At 58.7% G+C, this 15,730-nt stretch carries 10 protein-coding genes; 6 read left to right on the top strand and 4 right to left on the bottom strand.

Translation table 11 applies throughout. From position 1 onward, the window contains the following. The first annotated feature begins 249 nt into the window (after positions 1-249). The 3 genes from E7738_RS15140 (at position 250) to E7738_RS15130 (ending at position 3,735) form a co-directional block, all read left to right on the top strand. Positions 250-1,377 (top strand): DDE-type integrase/transposase/recombinase, encoded by a 1,128-nt coding sequence (locus tag E7738_RS15140; protein ID WP_196368259.1) that lies wholly within the window; start codon positions 250-252, stop codon positions 1,375-1,377. A gap of 289 nt (positions 1,378-1,666) precedes the next feature. Continuing rightward, positions 1,667-2,644, top strand: a complete 978-nt coding sequence (hemB, locus tag E7738_RS15135; RefSeq protein WP_031279816.1) for a porphobilinogen synthase — start codon at positions 1,667-1,669, stop codon at positions 2,642-2,644. 116 nt (positions 2,645-2,760) lie between these two features. Further along, entirely contained in the window at positions 2,761-3,735 is a 975-nt protein-coding gene (locus E7738_RS15130; protein ID WP_088516893.1) for a GGDEF domain-containing protein, read from the top strand. Positions 3,736-3,742: 7 nt separating this feature from the next. On the opposite strand, the gene E7738_RS15125 is transcribed toward E7738_RS15130, so the two are convergent. Then, positions 3,743-4,711 carry an alpha/beta fold hydrolase gene (locus tag E7738_RS15125; protein ID WP_394516347.1) on the bottom strand — a complete coding sequence of 323 codons (969 nt, stop codon included), beginning with the start codon at positions 4,709-4,711 and terminating at the stop codon, positions 3,743-3,745. 372 nt (positions 4,712-5,083) lie between these two features. Here E7738_RS15125 and E7738_RS15120 point away from each other — a divergent pair, with 372 nt between their 5' ends. Continuing rightward, on the top strand, positions 5,084-5,578 hold the full coding sequence (locus E7738_RS15120) for a helix-turn-helix domain-containing protein (protein WP_031279815.1): 495 nt from the start codon (positions 5,084-5,086) through the stop codon (positions 5,576-5,578). Between the two features lie 361 nt (positions 5,579-5,939). Here the strand turns inward: E7738_RS15120 and E7738_RS15115 are convergent, their stop codons facing one another. Further along, entirely contained in the window at positions 5,940-6,287 is a 348-nt protein-coding gene (locus E7738_RS15115; protein WP_031279814.1) for a hypothetical protein, read from the bottom strand. Positions 6,288-6,465: 178 nt separating this feature from the next. On the opposite strand from E7738_RS15115, the gene E7738_RS15110 reads away from it, so the two are divergent. Both E7738_RS15110 and E7738_RS15105 read left to right on the top strand, forming a co-directional pair. Further along, positions 6,466-10,137 carry a S6 family peptidase gene (locus tag E7738_RS15110; protein ID WP_394515771.1) on the top strand — a complete coding sequence of 1,224 codons (3,672 nt, stop codon included), beginning with the start codon at positions 6,466-6,468 and terminating at the stop codon, positions 10,135-10,137. 148 nt (positions 10,138-10,285) lie between these two features. Further along, a complete protein-coding gene (locus tag E7738_RS15105) occupies positions 10,286-11,683 on the top strand; it encodes an autotransporter domain-containing protein (RefSeq protein ID WP_394515770.1) in 1,398 nt (465 codons plus the stop codon). A gap of 163 nt (positions 11,684-11,846) precedes the next feature. Here E7738_RS15105 and E7738_RS15100 read toward each other — a convergent pair whose 3' ends face one another. Together E7738_RS15100 and E7738_RS15095 are read right to left on the bottom strand one after the other, a co-directional pair. Continuing rightward, positions 11,847-12,083: a hypothetical protein gene (locus tag E7738_RS15100; protein ID WP_058780205.1), complete on the bottom strand. Its 237-nt coding sequence runs from the start codon at positions 12,081-12,083 to the stop codon at positions 11,847-11,849. Positions 12,084-12,104: 21 nt separating this feature from the next. Further along, positions 12,105-15,728 carry a response regulator gene (locus tag E7738_RS15095; protein WP_394515769.1) on the bottom strand — a complete coding sequence of 1,208 codons (3,624 nt, stop codon included), beginning with the start codon at positions 15,726-15,728 and terminating at the stop codon, positions 12,105-12,107. Between the last annotated feature and the right edge of the window lie 2 nt (positions 15,729-15,730).

The following is a 15,730-nucleotide window of genomic DNA, read 5'->3' as shown; positions in this document are numbered from 1 at the left end:
GCGGTGATGCTTCCAGGTGCGCATGAATGTGCACCCTACGGGTGTGTTGCGGGTTGGGATTCTGCTGATTCCCGGTGCGCATGAATGCGCACCCTACGGGTGTGTTGCGAGTTGGGATTCTGCTGATTCCCGGTGCGCATGAAGGTACAAACCGGCCACATGGGTAACACTTTAGACCGGGCACATGGGTAACAGTTATAAACGGCATAGCAGAGGAGACTCACTATGCCCTGGACTGAGACTGTTACCATGCAACGCCTTGAATTCATCCTCGCCTGCCAGGCAGGCGGGGAATCCATGACGCAGCTGTGTCACCGCCACGGCATCAGCCGCAAAACCGGCTACAAGTGGCTCAGCCGCTTTAACCCCGGCGAGCTCTCCTCGCTTGAAAATCTCTCCCGCGCCCGCCATCTCCAGCCCGATAAAATCGCCCCCGACATCGCCGCGCGCCTTGTTCAGTTCCGCCAGCAGCACCCCGACTGGGGGCCAAAAAAAATCCGCCACTGGTTCCTCAGCAACGGCGCTGACTTCATCGTGCCCGCCGCCAGCACCATCGGCGACCTGCTGAAGGCGGCGGGAATGGTGCAGCCGCGGACGCCGCGTAAGCGAACGCCGGGCAACCTGCGCAGTCTCACGACACCCGTGAGGAATAACCACGTCTGGAGCGCTGATTTTAAAGGGCGCTTCCGCCTGAAAGACGGCAGCTGGTGCCGCCCCTTCACGCTCACCGATAACCACAGCCGCTACCTGCTGTCCTGCGAGCCGGGCACGTCGGAGACCACGGTGTTCGTGCGCGGCTGCATGGAAAAGGCCTTCCTGGAAGGCGGGCTGCCCGACGTTATCCGCACCGACAACGGCTCGCCCTTCGTTGCGCCGGGCATCCTCGCGCTGACGCAGCTGAGCGTGTGGCTGATAAAACTGGGGATACAGCCGGAAAGAACCGCACCGGGCTGTCCGGGGCAGAACGCCCGCCACGAGCGGATGCACCGGTCGCTGAAGGTCGCCATGAGCCATCACGACGTCTTTGGCTCGCTGCCAGAGCAGCAGGCGTGGTGCAGCGGATGGCGGAACGAGTTCAATCAGGAAAAGCCGCATGAGGCACACGGGCAGCAGCCGCCCGCAAAAATATGGACGCCTTCACCGCGGAAATGGAACGGAAAAGTGCCGGAGGTGGGTTATCCGGAGGGGGCGAAGCTGTACAAAGTCGGTGAAAAAGGCGACCTGAGGCTGAACGGGCGGACCTTCCTGAGCGCAGCGTTACGGGGCGAGTACGTGCGGTTCCTGGAAGTGGACGACGGCATTGACGTCATCCTCTTCGACAGGCTCATCCTTGCGTATTATGACCGGGCAGAAAAGCGTATTATCCGGATCGACTGACCACAAAAAGTGTTACCTGTGTGCCCGGTCTGATCTGTTACCCATGTGCCCGGTCGTACCTGAATGCGCACCCTACGGGTATGTTGCGGGTTGGGATTCTGCTGATTCCCGGTGTGCATCAATGCGTGCCCTGCGGGTGATGATTCTGCGGTGGCCGGGTGCGCTGTAGGGTCGGCATTCATGCCGACCGGCAACAACGCCCGGCCCGCACCGCACACAATCCTTCATGCTACCCGACGAAAAGGGGTAAACTGTCGCCACTTTTTTCACCAGCATAAGTTAACCGAGCATGTCTGATTTCAATCTCATTCAGCGCCCAAGAAGACTGCGCAAAAGCGCGTCGATGCGCGAACTGTTCCAGGAATCCCACCTCAGCCTGAACGATCTGGCCCTGCCGATCTTCGTTGAAGAAGGCGTGGATGATTACGTGCCAATCAACGCCATGCCGGGTGTGATGCGCATTCCGGAAAAACGTCTGGCGTACGAAATCGAACGCATCGCCAAAGCCGGTATCCGTTCGGTCATGACCTTCGGTATCTCGCACCACACCGATGCCACCGGCAGCGATGCGTGGAACGAAAACGGCCTCGTGGCGCGCATGTCGCGCATCTGCAAAGACACGGTGCCGGAAATGATTGTCATGTCCGATACCTGCTTCTGTGAATACACCAGTCACGGCCACTGCGGCGTACTGTGCGATCACGGCGTCGACAACGACCAGACTCTGATTAACCTCGGCAAACAGGCGGTGGTTGCTGCGCAGGCCGGTGCCGACTTCATCGCGCCGTCAGCAGCAATGGATGGCCAGGTGAAAGCGATTCGCCAGGCGCTGGACGCGGCCGGCTTCACCGATACCGCTATCATGTCCTACTCCACCAAATTCGCCTCGTCGTTCTACGGCCCGTTCCGTGAAGCGGCGGGCACCGCGCTGAAAGGCGACCGCAAAACCTATCAGATGAACCCGATGAACCGCCGTGAAGCGATTCGCGAGTCGCTGATTGATGAAGCGGAAGGTGCAGATTCGCTGATGGTTAAACCGGCAGGCGCTTACCTCGATATCCTGCGTGATATCCGCGAGCGCACCACGCTGCCGCTGGCGGCTTACCAGGTGAGCGGTGAGTACGCGATGATCAAATTTGCCGCCCAGGCGGGCGCCATCGATGAACGCAACGTGGTGCTGGAGAGCTTAGGTGCCATTAAGCGTGCCGGTGCAGATCTCATTTTCAGCTATTTCGCCCTTGATCTTGCCGAGCAAAAAGTGCTCTGATCCTCTCGTTACGCTGAACAATCGCGCATTGCCGCGGTTGTTTAGTGCTCTCTGCCCCTGCGCGGGCACGACATCCGGTTTGCTGTAACACATCCATCATTAACAAGAGTTACGCGATGAAAGCACCTGCACTGCCTGCGGACGAATCACAGCGTCTGGCCCAGTTACGTGCGCTCAACATTCTGCACACACCCACAGAAGAGCGTTTTGACCGTTTAACCCGCCTCGCCCGACGTCTGTTTGACGTTCCGGTCGCGATGGTCAGTCTGCTGGAGAATGACTATCAATGGTTTAAATCCAGCGACGGTTTTGATCGGCCAACCACCGCGCGTAACATCTCTTTTTGCGGTCATACCATCCTGCAGGATGAGGTGATGGTGGTCGAGGACGCACTGGCCGACACGCGCTTCAGCGATAATCCACTGGTTACCGATGCAGACAATCCGGTGCGTTTCTACGCGGGCTATCCGCTGCGCACGCCCTCCGGCGCCAAAGTCGGTACGCTGTGTATCATCGATAATCATGCGCGCCAGTTCAACGCGGAGGATCTGCACGCGCTGCGCGATCTGGCGGCCATGGCCGAAGCCGAGCTGGTGGCGTTTCAGACCGCGACGTCCGATGAGCTGACGCAAATCACCAACCGGCGCGGCTTTATGACGCTGGGACAGATGGCGCTGAATGAGTGCCAGCTGAGACAGCTGCCCGCCAGCCTGACGTTTCTCGATCTCGACGGTTTTAAGGCCATCAATGACCGGCATGGCCACCGCGAGGGCGATCGCGCGCTGATGGACTTTGCCGATGCCATGAAGGTGAGTTTTCGCCATGCCGATATCTTTGCCCGGCTCGGCGGCGATGAGTTTGTGGTGCTGCTGAACGGCATTCGTCAGGACGAGGCGGAAGCGACGCTGGCGCGCTTCGCCCACTATCTGCATAAACAGATGCAGGATCTGGAGCGGCGTTACACGCTGCAGTTTTCGTCGGGCATCGTGGAATTTGATCCGCAGCAGCCGCAATCGCTGGAGCAACTGCTGGAAAGCAGCGACGCACGTATGTACGCCGCCAAGTATCAGAAAAGGCAGCCGCGCAGATAGCCGCTCCTTAATGCGCCAGGTCGTCAATCAGCGTCTGATTAAACTTCGCTGGCGCTTCCATCTGCGGCGCGTGCCCCATGCCGGGGAACTCAATCAGCCGCGCGCCAGGAATCAGCTGTGCCACCTGTTTGCCCAGCACGTTGTAATGGCCGAGCTGCGCTTTCACCGCCGGTGAAGCGATATCGCTGCCAATCGCCGTGGTATCGGCCGTGCCGATCATCAGCGTGGTCGGCACCTTCAGGTCTTTAAACTCGTAATAGACCGGCTGGGTGAAAATCATGTCGTAGATCAGCGCCGAATTCCACGCCACTTTCTCATGCCCCGGTCCTTTATTCAGCCCGGCCAGCATCTGCACCCATTTGTCATATTCCGGCTTCCACTGGCCGCTGTAATAGGTGTGCTGCTCATATTTCTTAATGCCCGCCGCATCAAGCTTCAGCTCGCGCTGATACCACTGATCCACTGAGCGCCATGGCGCGCCCTTCGCCTTCCAGTCCTCAAGGCCAATCGGATTGACCAGCACCAGCTTCTGCGTCTGCTGCGGATACATCAGTGCGTAACGCGTCGCCAGCATACCGCCGGTCGAGTGGCCAACGATCACCGCTTTCTCAATGCCGAGCTGCGCTAACAGCTGATGGGTGTTTTGCGCCAGCTGCTGGAAGCTGTACTGATAGCGGGCGGGTTTGGTGGAGGTGCAGAAACCAATCTGATCCGGTGCGATCACGCGATAGCCCTGCTGGCTCAGCGCGTTGATGGTGTCTTCCCAGGTGGCAGCGCAGAAGTTTTTACCGTGCATCAGCACCACTGTCTGACCATTAGCCTGCTGCGCTGGCTTCACGTCCATATAGCCCATGCTAAGCGACTGCTGCTGGGAGGAGAAGGTAAAATGCTGCAGCGGATGCGGATAGTGAAACCCCTCCAGCTGCTCGCCATACACGGCCTCTGCGGCCTGCGCGCTGAGCGTGCCGCACAGCATCGCTGACGCCAGCGCTACGCTCAGTAACGGTTTTAATCGAAAACGAAACGTCATGTGACCTCTTTTGTACAGGGAAAAACCCTCAGTCTGGCACGAAAACCGCCGGTGGATATTGATGCGCCGTGCCGCCGCCCGTCACACCTTTAACTGTTAAGCCGCGCAAAGCGATAATCCATTTGCGTTAATAATAACGGCCGTAATTACGGCAACTATTCAACATCATCACAACATGTCGGCGATTAATTTCACGATAAACAAGACCAGTCTTGATGACAATTAATAAAAAAGCCATTTCCTGATAAAACTTTACGTTACGACAGTGCTTAAAAACTTTAATTTAATTACACTGTGTCGAGTTATTGGAGGACCATAATGATGCAGCAAAAATACAACCAAGGGGTGATTGATTCGGTGACCGAATGGATTATGGCCAACCTGGATCAACGTTTGAGCATTGATGATATTGCACTGAAATCTGGCTATTCCAAATGGTATTTACAGAAACTGTTTGCCCGTTACCATAACGAAACGCTGGCGCGTTATATTCGCAAAAAGAAACTGATTTGTTGTGTGAACGAGCTGAAATTCAGCCGCACGCCGATTATCAGTCTGGCGGTTAAATACCATTTCGAAAGTCAGCAATCCTTTACCCGCTCGTTTAAACAGGTGATGGGCTGCACGCCGCTATTCTGCCGTAAACGCCAGCTGAGCGATGCTGCCGAAGCCCTGTTGCGCAGCAGTGACGATCCCTGCGCGCTGTGTCGCAAGGTCGGGTTTAATCGCAGCGAGCAGGAAAAACCGGTTGTTAATCCGGTCAGCGAAAATAATGGGAAGTTTCCAGCGCGTATTAGCTGCGCGGTACGTTAATCACGTCTGATATTTCGGGAAAATATTTATAACCGCACAGGTTTAAGCGGCGCGATTTATTACGCTGATGTTCAGGTGCACCGTGTCCACTCAGGCATCGCGCAATAAATTGCGCCGCTACGGTACGTGCGAAATATCATCTCGGTGCCTGTCGACCGCACAGATTGTAGCGGCGCGACTTATCGCGCTGATGCTGAGTTGCGCCGTGTCCATTCAGGCATCGCGCAATAAATTGCGCCGCTACGGTACGTGCGAAACGTCATTTCGGTGCTTATCAACCGCACAGATTGTAGCGGCGCGATTCATCGCGCTGATGTTCCGCCGCACCGTGCCTGTCCGGCCGGTGAAATCCTTTTATTTCTCAGCGCACCGGCTGGCCCGGCAGCAGCTTATCTGACATCAACTGGCGGCAGACAAACGCATCCTGCCGCGCCTGCTGCTGCTGTTGCGGCGACAAATCCTGCCATACCGTTTGCAGATGCTCCGCCAGCCCGGACTGGAAATGAATCTTCTGCAGCGCATAATCCGAATTACCGCCTTCAATAATCTGCTGCATCGCCTGTGCGCTGTTATCGCGCCCGTCATGGGTCAGCGTACAAAAGGTCGCGATGTAGTAAGCCTTGTCCTCATCGCTGTAATGCGGCATCAGCCACCAGATCAGCGCACTGATAATCAGCAGCAGCGGCAGCAGGAATTTGATTTTTAACATGGATTTATTGGCCAGCTGAAAAAGAAAACGCCGCAATCTTAACAGATTCACCGCGCCATGCCGCACGCCATTTTCAGGCTTTTCTCCGGCAGATTGAGACGAGGCTTAACGGGGAATGCACCGATGTGCTTATAAAGTAGCCCGCTCAATTTTCCTCGTCATTCAGGGAATGAACATCATGAAAAAAAGCCAGCTGGCGCTGCTGATTAGTACCTTGTGCCTTAGCGGTTCACCCTATGCCGGGATTATGCGTCATGACATTGACGTGCAGGAATACCGCGATTTTGCCGAAAACCGGGGCAAATATGCTATCGGTGCCACCGATATTCCCCTCTATCGCAAAGACGGCAGCTTTGAAGGCTATGTACTGGACGTGCCGATGCCGGACTTTAGCATGGTCAGCGACGAGGGTTTCAGCTCATTTATCGCGCCATCTTTTGTCACAGGTGCCAAACATGTTCGATATGTTCTGTCGCTGAATTTAGGCAAAAAAGCCAAATTTTCGCCGACTTACCGTGGCATTAACTACAATAATGATCCCACGCGAGACTTTCATTTACCGCGGGTTAATAAGGTGGTCGTCGAAAGCGCGCCTTCGCCTTACATCGGCGGTGAAGAATTATTAGCGAATCGCAGTCGCTATACCGTATTTGCCCGCCTGGGTGCGGGTTATCAGCAAATCGACGATCCAGAAAGCGGTAAATTGATACCTATCGATGGCGCCTACGTCTATAACACCGGTGGAACCTTTAAACCCGGCGCCATTACGAATTTTTATAAGGACTACATTAAGTGGAGAATTTTTTCACCTGATCACCCCTCATTTTCCCTGTTAAGTATTGGTACCCGTGGAGGTGATAGCGGTAGCCCGGTGTTTGCCTGGGACAGTGTAGAAAAACGCTGGGTACAGTTCGCTGTCCATTCTGGTGGCTATGGGGGGACTACCTACAATTATTCCTTTGCCAGTGAATTAATTAATGGAAAGCATGTGCAGGAGATACTGGATTCCGTCAGGGATGCTGATGTTGAAGACAGCGGCGGCACTACCCTCGAATGGCGCGGTGATAGCATTATACAGGATGGCAAAACCTGGCAATGGCACGGGCTTGATCAGGCGCAGGCTGAAACCGCACCCGCCAAAGCCAGCAATGATCAGCTCAATGCCACCAAAGATCTGCGCTTTAACGGCGACGGTGGCATCATCGAGCTGGCGCAGTCGGTCAACCTCGGCGCGGGCTTGCTGCGTTTCTCGAACGACTACACCCTGCGCGCCGCAGGCGACGGCAACTTCAGCTGGGTCGGCGGCGGCGTTGAGGTCGACAAAGACAAAACTGTGCTGTGGCAGGTTAACGGCCTGCAGGACGATGCGTTGCACAAAATCGGCGCCGGTACGCTGCACGTTAACGCCAGCGGTATTAATCCCGGCGCGCTTAACGTCGGCGACGGCACGGTCATCCTTGACCAGCAGGCAGACGCGCAGGGACGCAAACAGGCGTTCTCCACCGTCACCCTGTTCAGCGGCCGCCCGACCGTGGTGCTCAACAGCGCCGATCAGTTAAGCACTGACAACATCCGCTTCGGCTATCGCGGCGGTACGCTGGACATTAACGGCCACGATTTGACCTCCGACGATATCCTGCACAACGACAGCGGCGCGCGCATTGTTAATCGCAGCCAGACGCTGGCGCATCTCGATCTCACCGGCGATAACCGCCTGTTCCTCGGCGAGCTGGGCGAAGCGGATTCACGCGATAACCTCAACGTGACCACCCATCAGCGCTGGCAGCTGGCCGGCGGCGCGCAGCTTAATCAGCTGGCGGTGGCCGACGGTGTACTGACGCTGAGCGGCGAACAGGTGGAGCATGCCGGGAAGGTGTTCTTTGCCAATGACTGGCAGGACAAAACGTATCACATCAACCAGCTGCAGGTGGCGCAGGACGCCGCGCTAACCGTCGCTGAGCACGCTCACGTTACCGGCGATATCACGCTGGCCGACAAGGCCACGCTTAACGTGCTGGGCCGATCCACGCTGGCCGGCGACATCAACCTGAGCGGCACCGCTTCCAGCCTGATTGCCGATATCGCGCAGTACGTCAGCACGCTGGGCGAGCTGGCTTCCACCATCAGCGCCAATATCAGTGGCCAGGGCCGCGTGATTAAAAGCGGTGACGGCCGGCTGACGCTGAGCGGTGACGTCAGTAACCAGCAGGGCATTGAAGTGCAGCAGGGCGAGCTGGAAGTGAGCGGCCGGCTGCACACGCCGCTGAACATGGCCACCGGCACGCTGCTCTCCGGCGGCGGCGTCATCAATCATGCCAGCCTCGCCGATAACGTCACGCTGGCACCGGGCTGGAACAATGCGCCGGACAGCTGGTCAGCCATGCGCCTTGGCGATCTGCACCACGGGCGCGACACGGCGCTGGTGCTGAACTCCGCGTTCCGCAATAACGCCAGCGATCGCCTGCTGATCGATGGCGATCTGCAACAGCCGGACGATGCGCCGCTGTGGCTGACGGTAAAACCGCAGGCCAGCTGGATCGATAGCGATCGCAACCACAACGGCGCAGCGGATAACAATGAAGGTGTGTCGCTGGTGCAGGTCGGTGGCCAGGCGCACGCCGACAGCGTCCAGCTGGCCGGCAGCTATGTGGCGCGCGGCGCCTGGGCTTACGGTCTGTACGCCTTTGCACCGGGCCGCGCCAGTGGCGATGAGCGTCTGATGGCGGGCGAAGGGGATCAGTTCTGGGATTACCGCCTGCAAAACATTCTGCTGGCGGAAGGGGATAACCGCGAACCTTACCTGCCGGAGCCGGAGCCTGAACCGCAGCCCGAGCCTGAACCGCAACCCGAGCCTGAACCGCAGCCGGAACCGGAAAATCCGCAGGTGCCGCAGCCAGAGCCAAAACCGGAGCCAGGTAAGGTGCGCGCGGCGGTGATTCCGCAGGTGCCGGCCTACATCTCGCTGCCTGCCGCCTTCCACAGCGTGACGCATAACCTGCAAGCGCTGTTCAGCAGCAGCGCACAGCAGGCGAGCGCAGAGGGCCGTCCGGATCTGTTTGTGTCCGGCTACACCGGCGACGACCGCTATCACAGCGCGGGCGGCTTTATGGATTACGGCTACGATTTTCACAGCCGCTATCAGGGCTGGATGATTGGCAGCCGCTTCCCGCTGCAGTCCGCGCTGGCGCTGAGTGTCGGCGTCAATAAAGGCAATCTGAGCATCACACCGGAAGCGCGAGACGGCAATAGTCACGCCCGCATTGATACGCTGGGCGCCAGTGCGCTACTGAGCTGGCAGCCCGATCAGGGCCTACAGCTGGCCGTGCCAGCTGGCGTGATGCAGTACCGCGGCAGCGTCAGCACTGACCTGCGCGGTAACGTGACGCAGCTGAAAGCGCGCGGCGTGAACCTCGGGCTCGACAGCGGCTGGCGCTGGCAGTCCGGCGCGCATGCGCTAACGCCGGTGGCCGGTGTGAATGCGCAGTGGCTCGATATCAATGATTTCACCGACAGCGACGGCGCACAGGTGAGCTACGATAATCCGCTGCAATGGCAGCTCTCCGGCGGCGTAAAATACGACTTCCGCCTCAACGAGAAGCTGAAGCTGGGCGCGGAAACGCGCTACGTGCAGCGCATCAGCCAGCGCGATCGGGTGGCGATTGGTGACGGCCAGCAGGCGGCGCACTTCGCCACCGGACGCGGCGGCAATAGCCTGCAGTACAGCGGTTACGCCGGCTGGCAGGTACTGGACAATCTGGAGCTCAACACCCAGCTTCAGGGCCAGCAGCGCCTGACGCAGGAAGGCATCAGCGACTGGAATCTGCAGGCCGGTGTGAAAATCAGTTTTTAATCGCGGCTCTCATCACGCATCAGCCCGGGACATGTCTTACCGGGCTTTTTTATGCTTTTCTGAAAAAAAACCAGACAAAACTTAATTGCCACGTTAGTCGGTCGCTTTAGGTTTGCGATTCTCGCTATTTTCATCCATGGAAGAGAATATGAAACTTACCCCGCTGACGCTGGTGATCAGTACGTTCTGTTATAGCCTTCCTGCATTCGCTGATGAGCGCTACCCTGCATTTTCACCCTTACAAAATAATAACGTTAACGCTGCGAATATTCCGCATCCACCGGAATCCTTTCATGGTCCATCAACCCAGGAAATCCCTGAGCTGCCGCTGCTTGCGCAGGCCAGCCGCCAGACCGGCGAAGGGATTAAACAGCTTGGGAAAATGATCGCCCGCGGCTCGTGGTTTGATGAGATCAATCCGGCAACCGCGGGCCTGGTGCGATCCAGCGTGCTGGCCGGCAATAACAGCCATCATTTGTGGTATTACCGATTACAAAACGTGGTTGTGACCGGTGAGCCAGACAATGGTATTCCTCAGTTAATTGATACACCGGAAGGCGTGACGCCAGCACCCGGTCGTGGCGAAGTTGTCATATTGCCGCCGCCACCGCCGCCTGAGCCGGAACCGCCACAATTAGCACCCGCGCCACAAATCCCGACCTATCTCGCCCTGCCCAACATGCTGTATGCCCTCAACGACGCCATGCAAACCCGCTTCCACTTCGCTGCCCGGCAGATGAGCCTGGATGATCATCACAACCTGTTTGTCTATGGCTATAGCGGTGGCGAGCGCTATCGCAGTGCGCAGGGCGATAGCGATGCCACCAGCCGCTATCAGGGCTGGATGCTGGGCGCGCGCTGGACGCCGGAAGCGGAACAGAGCCCGCTGGCCTTCAGTGCGGGCGTGCATAAAGGCGTGATGACTATGCTGTCGGATACGCCGGCGGGGCGCAGCCAGCTGCGTATGCAAACCCAGGGCATTAATGCGCTGATTGGCATTCAGCCGCCTGAGGGCTGGCAGCTGGAGATACCGCTGGGGCTGACGCATTATCGCGGCACTTTACGCCATGAAACCCAGGGGGAAGTGGCGCGGATCAGCGCCGTTAGCGGCAATATCGGTGCAGAAGCGGGCTGGCGCTGGCAGCAGGATGCGCATAGCCTGATGCCGCTGGCCGCAGCCGGTGTGCAGTGGTTGCATATTGCGGATTTTACCGAGCAACAGGATGCGCAGGTAGACTATCAGCTGGCGCCGCAGTTCAGCCTGGCTGGCGGTGTTAAGTATGATTATCAGCCGCTGTCGTCAGTGAAGCTGGGGCTGGAGGCGCGTTATGTCTGGCACAGCGGCAGGCAGAATACGCTGGATGCCGGCGATATGCGCGGATTGCCGATTGAGCGCGCCCGCCACAGCGCCCAGCTGGGCGGTTACGTCAGCTGGCAGCTGCATGAAAACGTCGAGATCGGCACGCAGTTGCAGGTGCAGCAGCGGCTGGATCGCCCCGGCGTGAGCGACTGGAATGTGCTGAGCGGCGTGAAAGTGGCGTTTTAAACCAGTAGAAGGACGCAGATTGTTGTAGCGGCACGATTTATCGCGCAATTTCAATTACCGCACCGCGGCGGAATGCGCAATAAATTACGCCGCTACCATCCGTGCGGTTATCTGCGGCATCACATGGAAGGGATATCTGCACGATACGTCGCGCCATCATGATTTATTGCGGATGAGATATCTGCATTATCCCGCCGCACAAACCGTAGCGGCGCGATTCATCGCGCATTTCAATTACCGCACCGCGGCGGAATGCGCAATAAATTGCGCCGCTACCATCCGTGCGGTTATCTGCGGCATCACATGGAAGGGATATCTGCACGATACGTCGCGCCATCTGCGGATGCGATTTCTGCATTATCCAGTCGCACAAACCGTAGCGGCGCGATTCATCGCGCATTTCAATTACCGCACTACTCCATCACGACGCCTGCAAATAATGCATTACCGACTGGTTCAGCGTGTCCAGTTTCTCTTCCAGCAGGAGAAGCCCTTCGCGGATGACCTCCTGATCTTCAGCGCTTTGGCAGGCGCGCTCGATCTGCCCGCACAGATCATCGATCTCGACAGCGTAAATGATCTGCGCCGATCCGCCCAGCCGGTGCAGCGATGAAGCCAGCGCCGGCCAGTCCTGCGCATCAAAATGGCGCCAGCACTGCTGCATATCGTTGCGGCTCTCCTCGCCAACCTTCGCCAGCATCTTCGCCACCATCGCATCGTCGTGATACACCATGGCGCGCAGCGATTCGAGCGACAGCAGCGAATCCAGCGCCGGCACTTCGGCGGCTGGCTCGTTGCTGCTCAGCAGCTCGGCCAGCTTGTCAATTTTCAGCGGCTTAAACAGGCAGGCGTTCATGCCCGCTTCAAGGCAGCGCACGCGCACGTCCGACTGCGCATTCGCCGTCAGGCCAAAAATTTTCACCGCGTTGCCGCTGCGGCGCAGGGTCTGCGTCAGTTCGATGCCGCTCATGCCCGGCATATTGCAGTCGGTAATGATCAGATCAAACGACTGGTGCGCCAGCAGCGCCAGCGCCTCTTCGCCGCTGCTGGCTTCGCTGATCTGCTGGCCCAGCTCGCTGAGCTGGCTTCGCAGCAGCAGGCGGTTGGCCGGATGGTCGTCGACCACCAGAATATTCAGCTGCGGCAGCGCACGGCTGCGCGCCACGCGGGTTTTCTCCAGCAGCTTGCGCGCCCGGCGTGCCGGCATCATCACATTAAGCTGAATCAGCGTGCCACGTCCCGGCTGGCTATTGAGGTTCATGGTGCCCTGCATCTTCTCCAGCAGCTGGGCGCTAATCACCAGACCAAGACCGGTGCCGGTCTGCTTGCGCCCCTCTTCGGTCTGGGCAAACGGCTGAAACAGTTTGGCCTGGTCGGCAGCGCTGATGCCCACGCCGCTGTCTTCGATCTCAATTTCCAGCTCCAGCGAACCGTCTTCCCACTCATGGCCGATCACCCGCACTTCAACACCGCCTTCGTGGGTAAACTTGATGGCGTTATTGATGTAATTGGCGATCACCTGGCGGAAGCGCGCGGCATCGATAAACACTTCCAGCCCCGGCGGCGTGTCGCTGTGGTAGTGCAGCGTCAGATTTTTGCCGCTGGCCATGCCGTCAAACAACCGCACCACCGGCAGCACCAGTTGCTCGGTGCTGACCCACTCCGGCATCAGCTCCAGCTGGCCGCTCTCAATCTTGGCCATGTCGAGGATATCGCCAATCAGCCCCAGTAGCGTGTTGGCCGACTCGTAGGCGATTTGAATGGCTTCGTTGTCGCGCTGTTTGCGCCCTTCCAGCTCCAGCAGGCCGATGATGGCGCTGATCGGCGTGCGGATCTCATGGCTCATGGTGGCGAGGAACGAACTCTTGGCGCGGTTGGCCTCATCCGCCACCTTTTTCTCCGCCTGCAGCGCCAGCATCAGCAGTTCGTAGGCGGTGACATCCTGCCAGCCGCAGATCAGCCCGGTAATATTGCCCTGCGCATCACGCTGCTCCTGCGCCCAGTGGTGCACCATGCGCGCTTCGCTGCCGTTTTCGATCTCAATTTCCAGATCCTGCGCGGTATCGCCCCACAAGCTGTTGTGCGCCAGCGCCACCAGTTCCGGGTCGTTGACCGCTTCCGGACTCATCAGCGGATAGAGTTTGCTGATAAGCGGCGACAGCGGATGGCGCTGATCGTAAAGCGAAAAGCTCAGGCGCTGCGCGTCGACGCCGGCAAAAAAGCGCTGAAACGCGCCGTTAGCACTGACCACGTTCCAGTTGCGATCCAGCACATAGACCGGCGTTGGCAGGCCATTCAGCAGCGCATCGCGAAAACGTAGTTCAGCCTGCAGGTCAGCTTCTGCGCGACGGCGATGCTTCACCTCTTTGCCGCGATAGTAAACCCACGCCAGACAGGCGATCAGCAGCAGCGCGGTCAGCAGAGAGATGGCGTAAAACTGCGCGCGGTACAGCGGCCAGGTGGTGCGCGTAGTCTGCGGTGTGCCCTGCCAGCGGCTGGCAATCAGCGAGATTTCGCTCGGCTGAATGTCGGCCAGCGCCTTATCAATAATGCTCAGCAACTCCGGCTGATCGCGGCTGACGGCAAAGCTCAGCTCCACCGGCGGCAGCGCCAGGCGCGACACGATCTTCAGCGGCTGCTGCGCGTAGCGCGCCAGTAACGTGTTCACGCTCAGCTGATTATCGATCAGCCCGGCAACCTTGCCCTCCTGCAATAGCTGCAGCGCCAGGCTGGCGTTATCCACTTCAGACAGCTGCAGCGTGGGGAAGCGATCCAGCAGCGCCTGACGCGCCGGATTGCCTTTGACGATACTGAGCTTCATGCCGGGATAGAGCGCCTGCGGCGCATCGGGCTGGTCTGGCACCAGCAGCACCAGCGACACCTTCAGGTAAGGCCGGGTAAAGCGCACTGCCTCCTGATGGCCGCCATCCTGCGCCACCGCCGCCAGCATCGCTACCTGATGCTGCTCCAGCTGCTGTACGCCGTCACGCCACGAATACGCCGGCACCGGGCTGAAAAACAGTCCGGTGCGCAGCTGGATCAGATGCAGCAGATCGGCGCTAATGCCCTGAAATTCACCCTGCTCGTCCAGCAGCGCCAGCGGTGCAGAGAACGGATTGAACGCCACTTTCACCTGCGCATGCTGCTGCAGCCACTGCTGCTCGCGCGGCGTCAGGCTGAGCGGATCCTGCAAACGCCAGACGTCCGGCCGCTGCGTCCACTGCCGAGAAATCAGCCGCTGCTGTTCGCCGGGAATGGCGGCGATGGCGGCATTCAGCGCTTTCAACAGCGGCTGATTATCGGCTTTCACCACCAGACGGCTGCCGTACAGCGCGTCTTCCGGCAAAATCGCTGCCAGCGCCAGCTGATTGACATAACTGCGCTCAATCAGAAACGCTGCCGCCAGCAGGCTGCCGAGCGCGTAATCCGCTTCGCCACTGGCCACCGCCGCCAGCGCCGCCTGGCTGGAGGGATAACGCACTATACTGGCCTGCGGAAAACGCTGTTTGATTTGAGCATCGGTAAGAGAGCCTTCGCGCATGGCGAGGCGCAGCGGCGCATCGTAGGGCACCGGCTGTGAGGCCTGCTTCTCCGCGGCGATCACCACCGGACGATTGATGAGAAAACTGTCTGTCGCCCTGAAGGCCGCCGCATCGTGCAGTTCGCGCCCCGGCGAGCTAAACAAGGCGTCCGCCGCGCCGCTTTTCACCGCTGCCTGCGCCGCCGCCTGGCTGGGATAACGCACCATCACCGCCTGCACGCCAAGATTACGCGCCAGCAGTTGCAGATAATCGGCGTAGATCCCTTCCACGCTGTTGCCGCTGCCCGCTGCCTCCTGAAAGATCAGATAAGGCGGCAGCTCCGGTGCCCACACCGCGATGCGCAGCTCATGTTTAATGCGCAGCCAGCGCCACTCGTCACCGCTCAACTCAATATGCATCGGTGCCAGCTTTTCACGGCTGAACAACTGAAATATTTCGGGCTGCGGCTGGGCGGCCAGTAGCGGGCTCAACAGCAGCAGAAGCAGAGTGACCAGGCGCAGCATCG

The organism is Pantoea sp. SGAir0430, assembly GCF_043549295.1.
Note: the sequence above shows the minus strand (reverse complement) of the source record. Positions and strands in the feature narration are given on the sequence as shown.

Bases quoted from the DNA above. Each gene is read 5' to 3' on its own strand.
- E7738_RS15130 (WP_088516893.1), top strand. From the start codon at position 2,761: ATGAAAGCACCTGCACTGCCTGCGGACGAATCACAGCGTCTGGCCCAG.
- E7738_RS15105 (WP_394515770.1), top strand. From the start codon at position 10,286: ATGAAACTTACCCCGCTGACGCTGGTGATCAGTACGTTCTGTTATAGC.
- E7738_RS15095 (WP_394515769.1), bottom strand. From the start codon at position 15,728: ATGCTGCGCCTGGTCACTCTGCTTCTGCTGCTGTTGAGCCCGCTACTG.
- E7738_RS15120 (WP_031279815.1), top strand. From the start codon at position 5,084: ATGATGCAGCAAAAATACAACCAAGGGGTGATTGATTCGGTGACCGAA.
- hemB (WP_031279816.1), top strand. From the start codon at position 1,667: ATGTCTGATTTCAATCTCATTCAGCGCCCAAGAAGACTGCGCAAAAGC.
- E7738_RS15115 (WP_031279814.1), bottom strand. From the start codon at position 6,287: ATGTTAAAAATCAAATTCCTGCTGCCGCTGCTGCTGATTATCAGTGCG.
- E7738_RS15125 (WP_394516347.1), bottom strand. From the start codon at position 4,711: ATGCTGTGCGGCACGCTCAGCGCGCAGGCCGCAGAGGCCGTGTATGGC.
- E7738_RS15110 (WP_394515771.1), top strand. From the start codon at position 6,466: ATGAAAAAAAGCCAGCTGGCGCTGCTGATTAGTACCTTGTGCCTTAGC.
- E7738_RS15140 (WP_196368259.1), top strand. From the start codon at position 250: ATGCAACGCCTTGAATTCATCCTCGCCTGCCAGGCAGGCGGGGAATCC.
- E7738_RS15100 (WP_058780205.1), bottom strand. From the start codon at position 12,083: ATGCGCGATGAATCGCGCCGCTACGGTTTGTGCGACTGGATAATGCAG.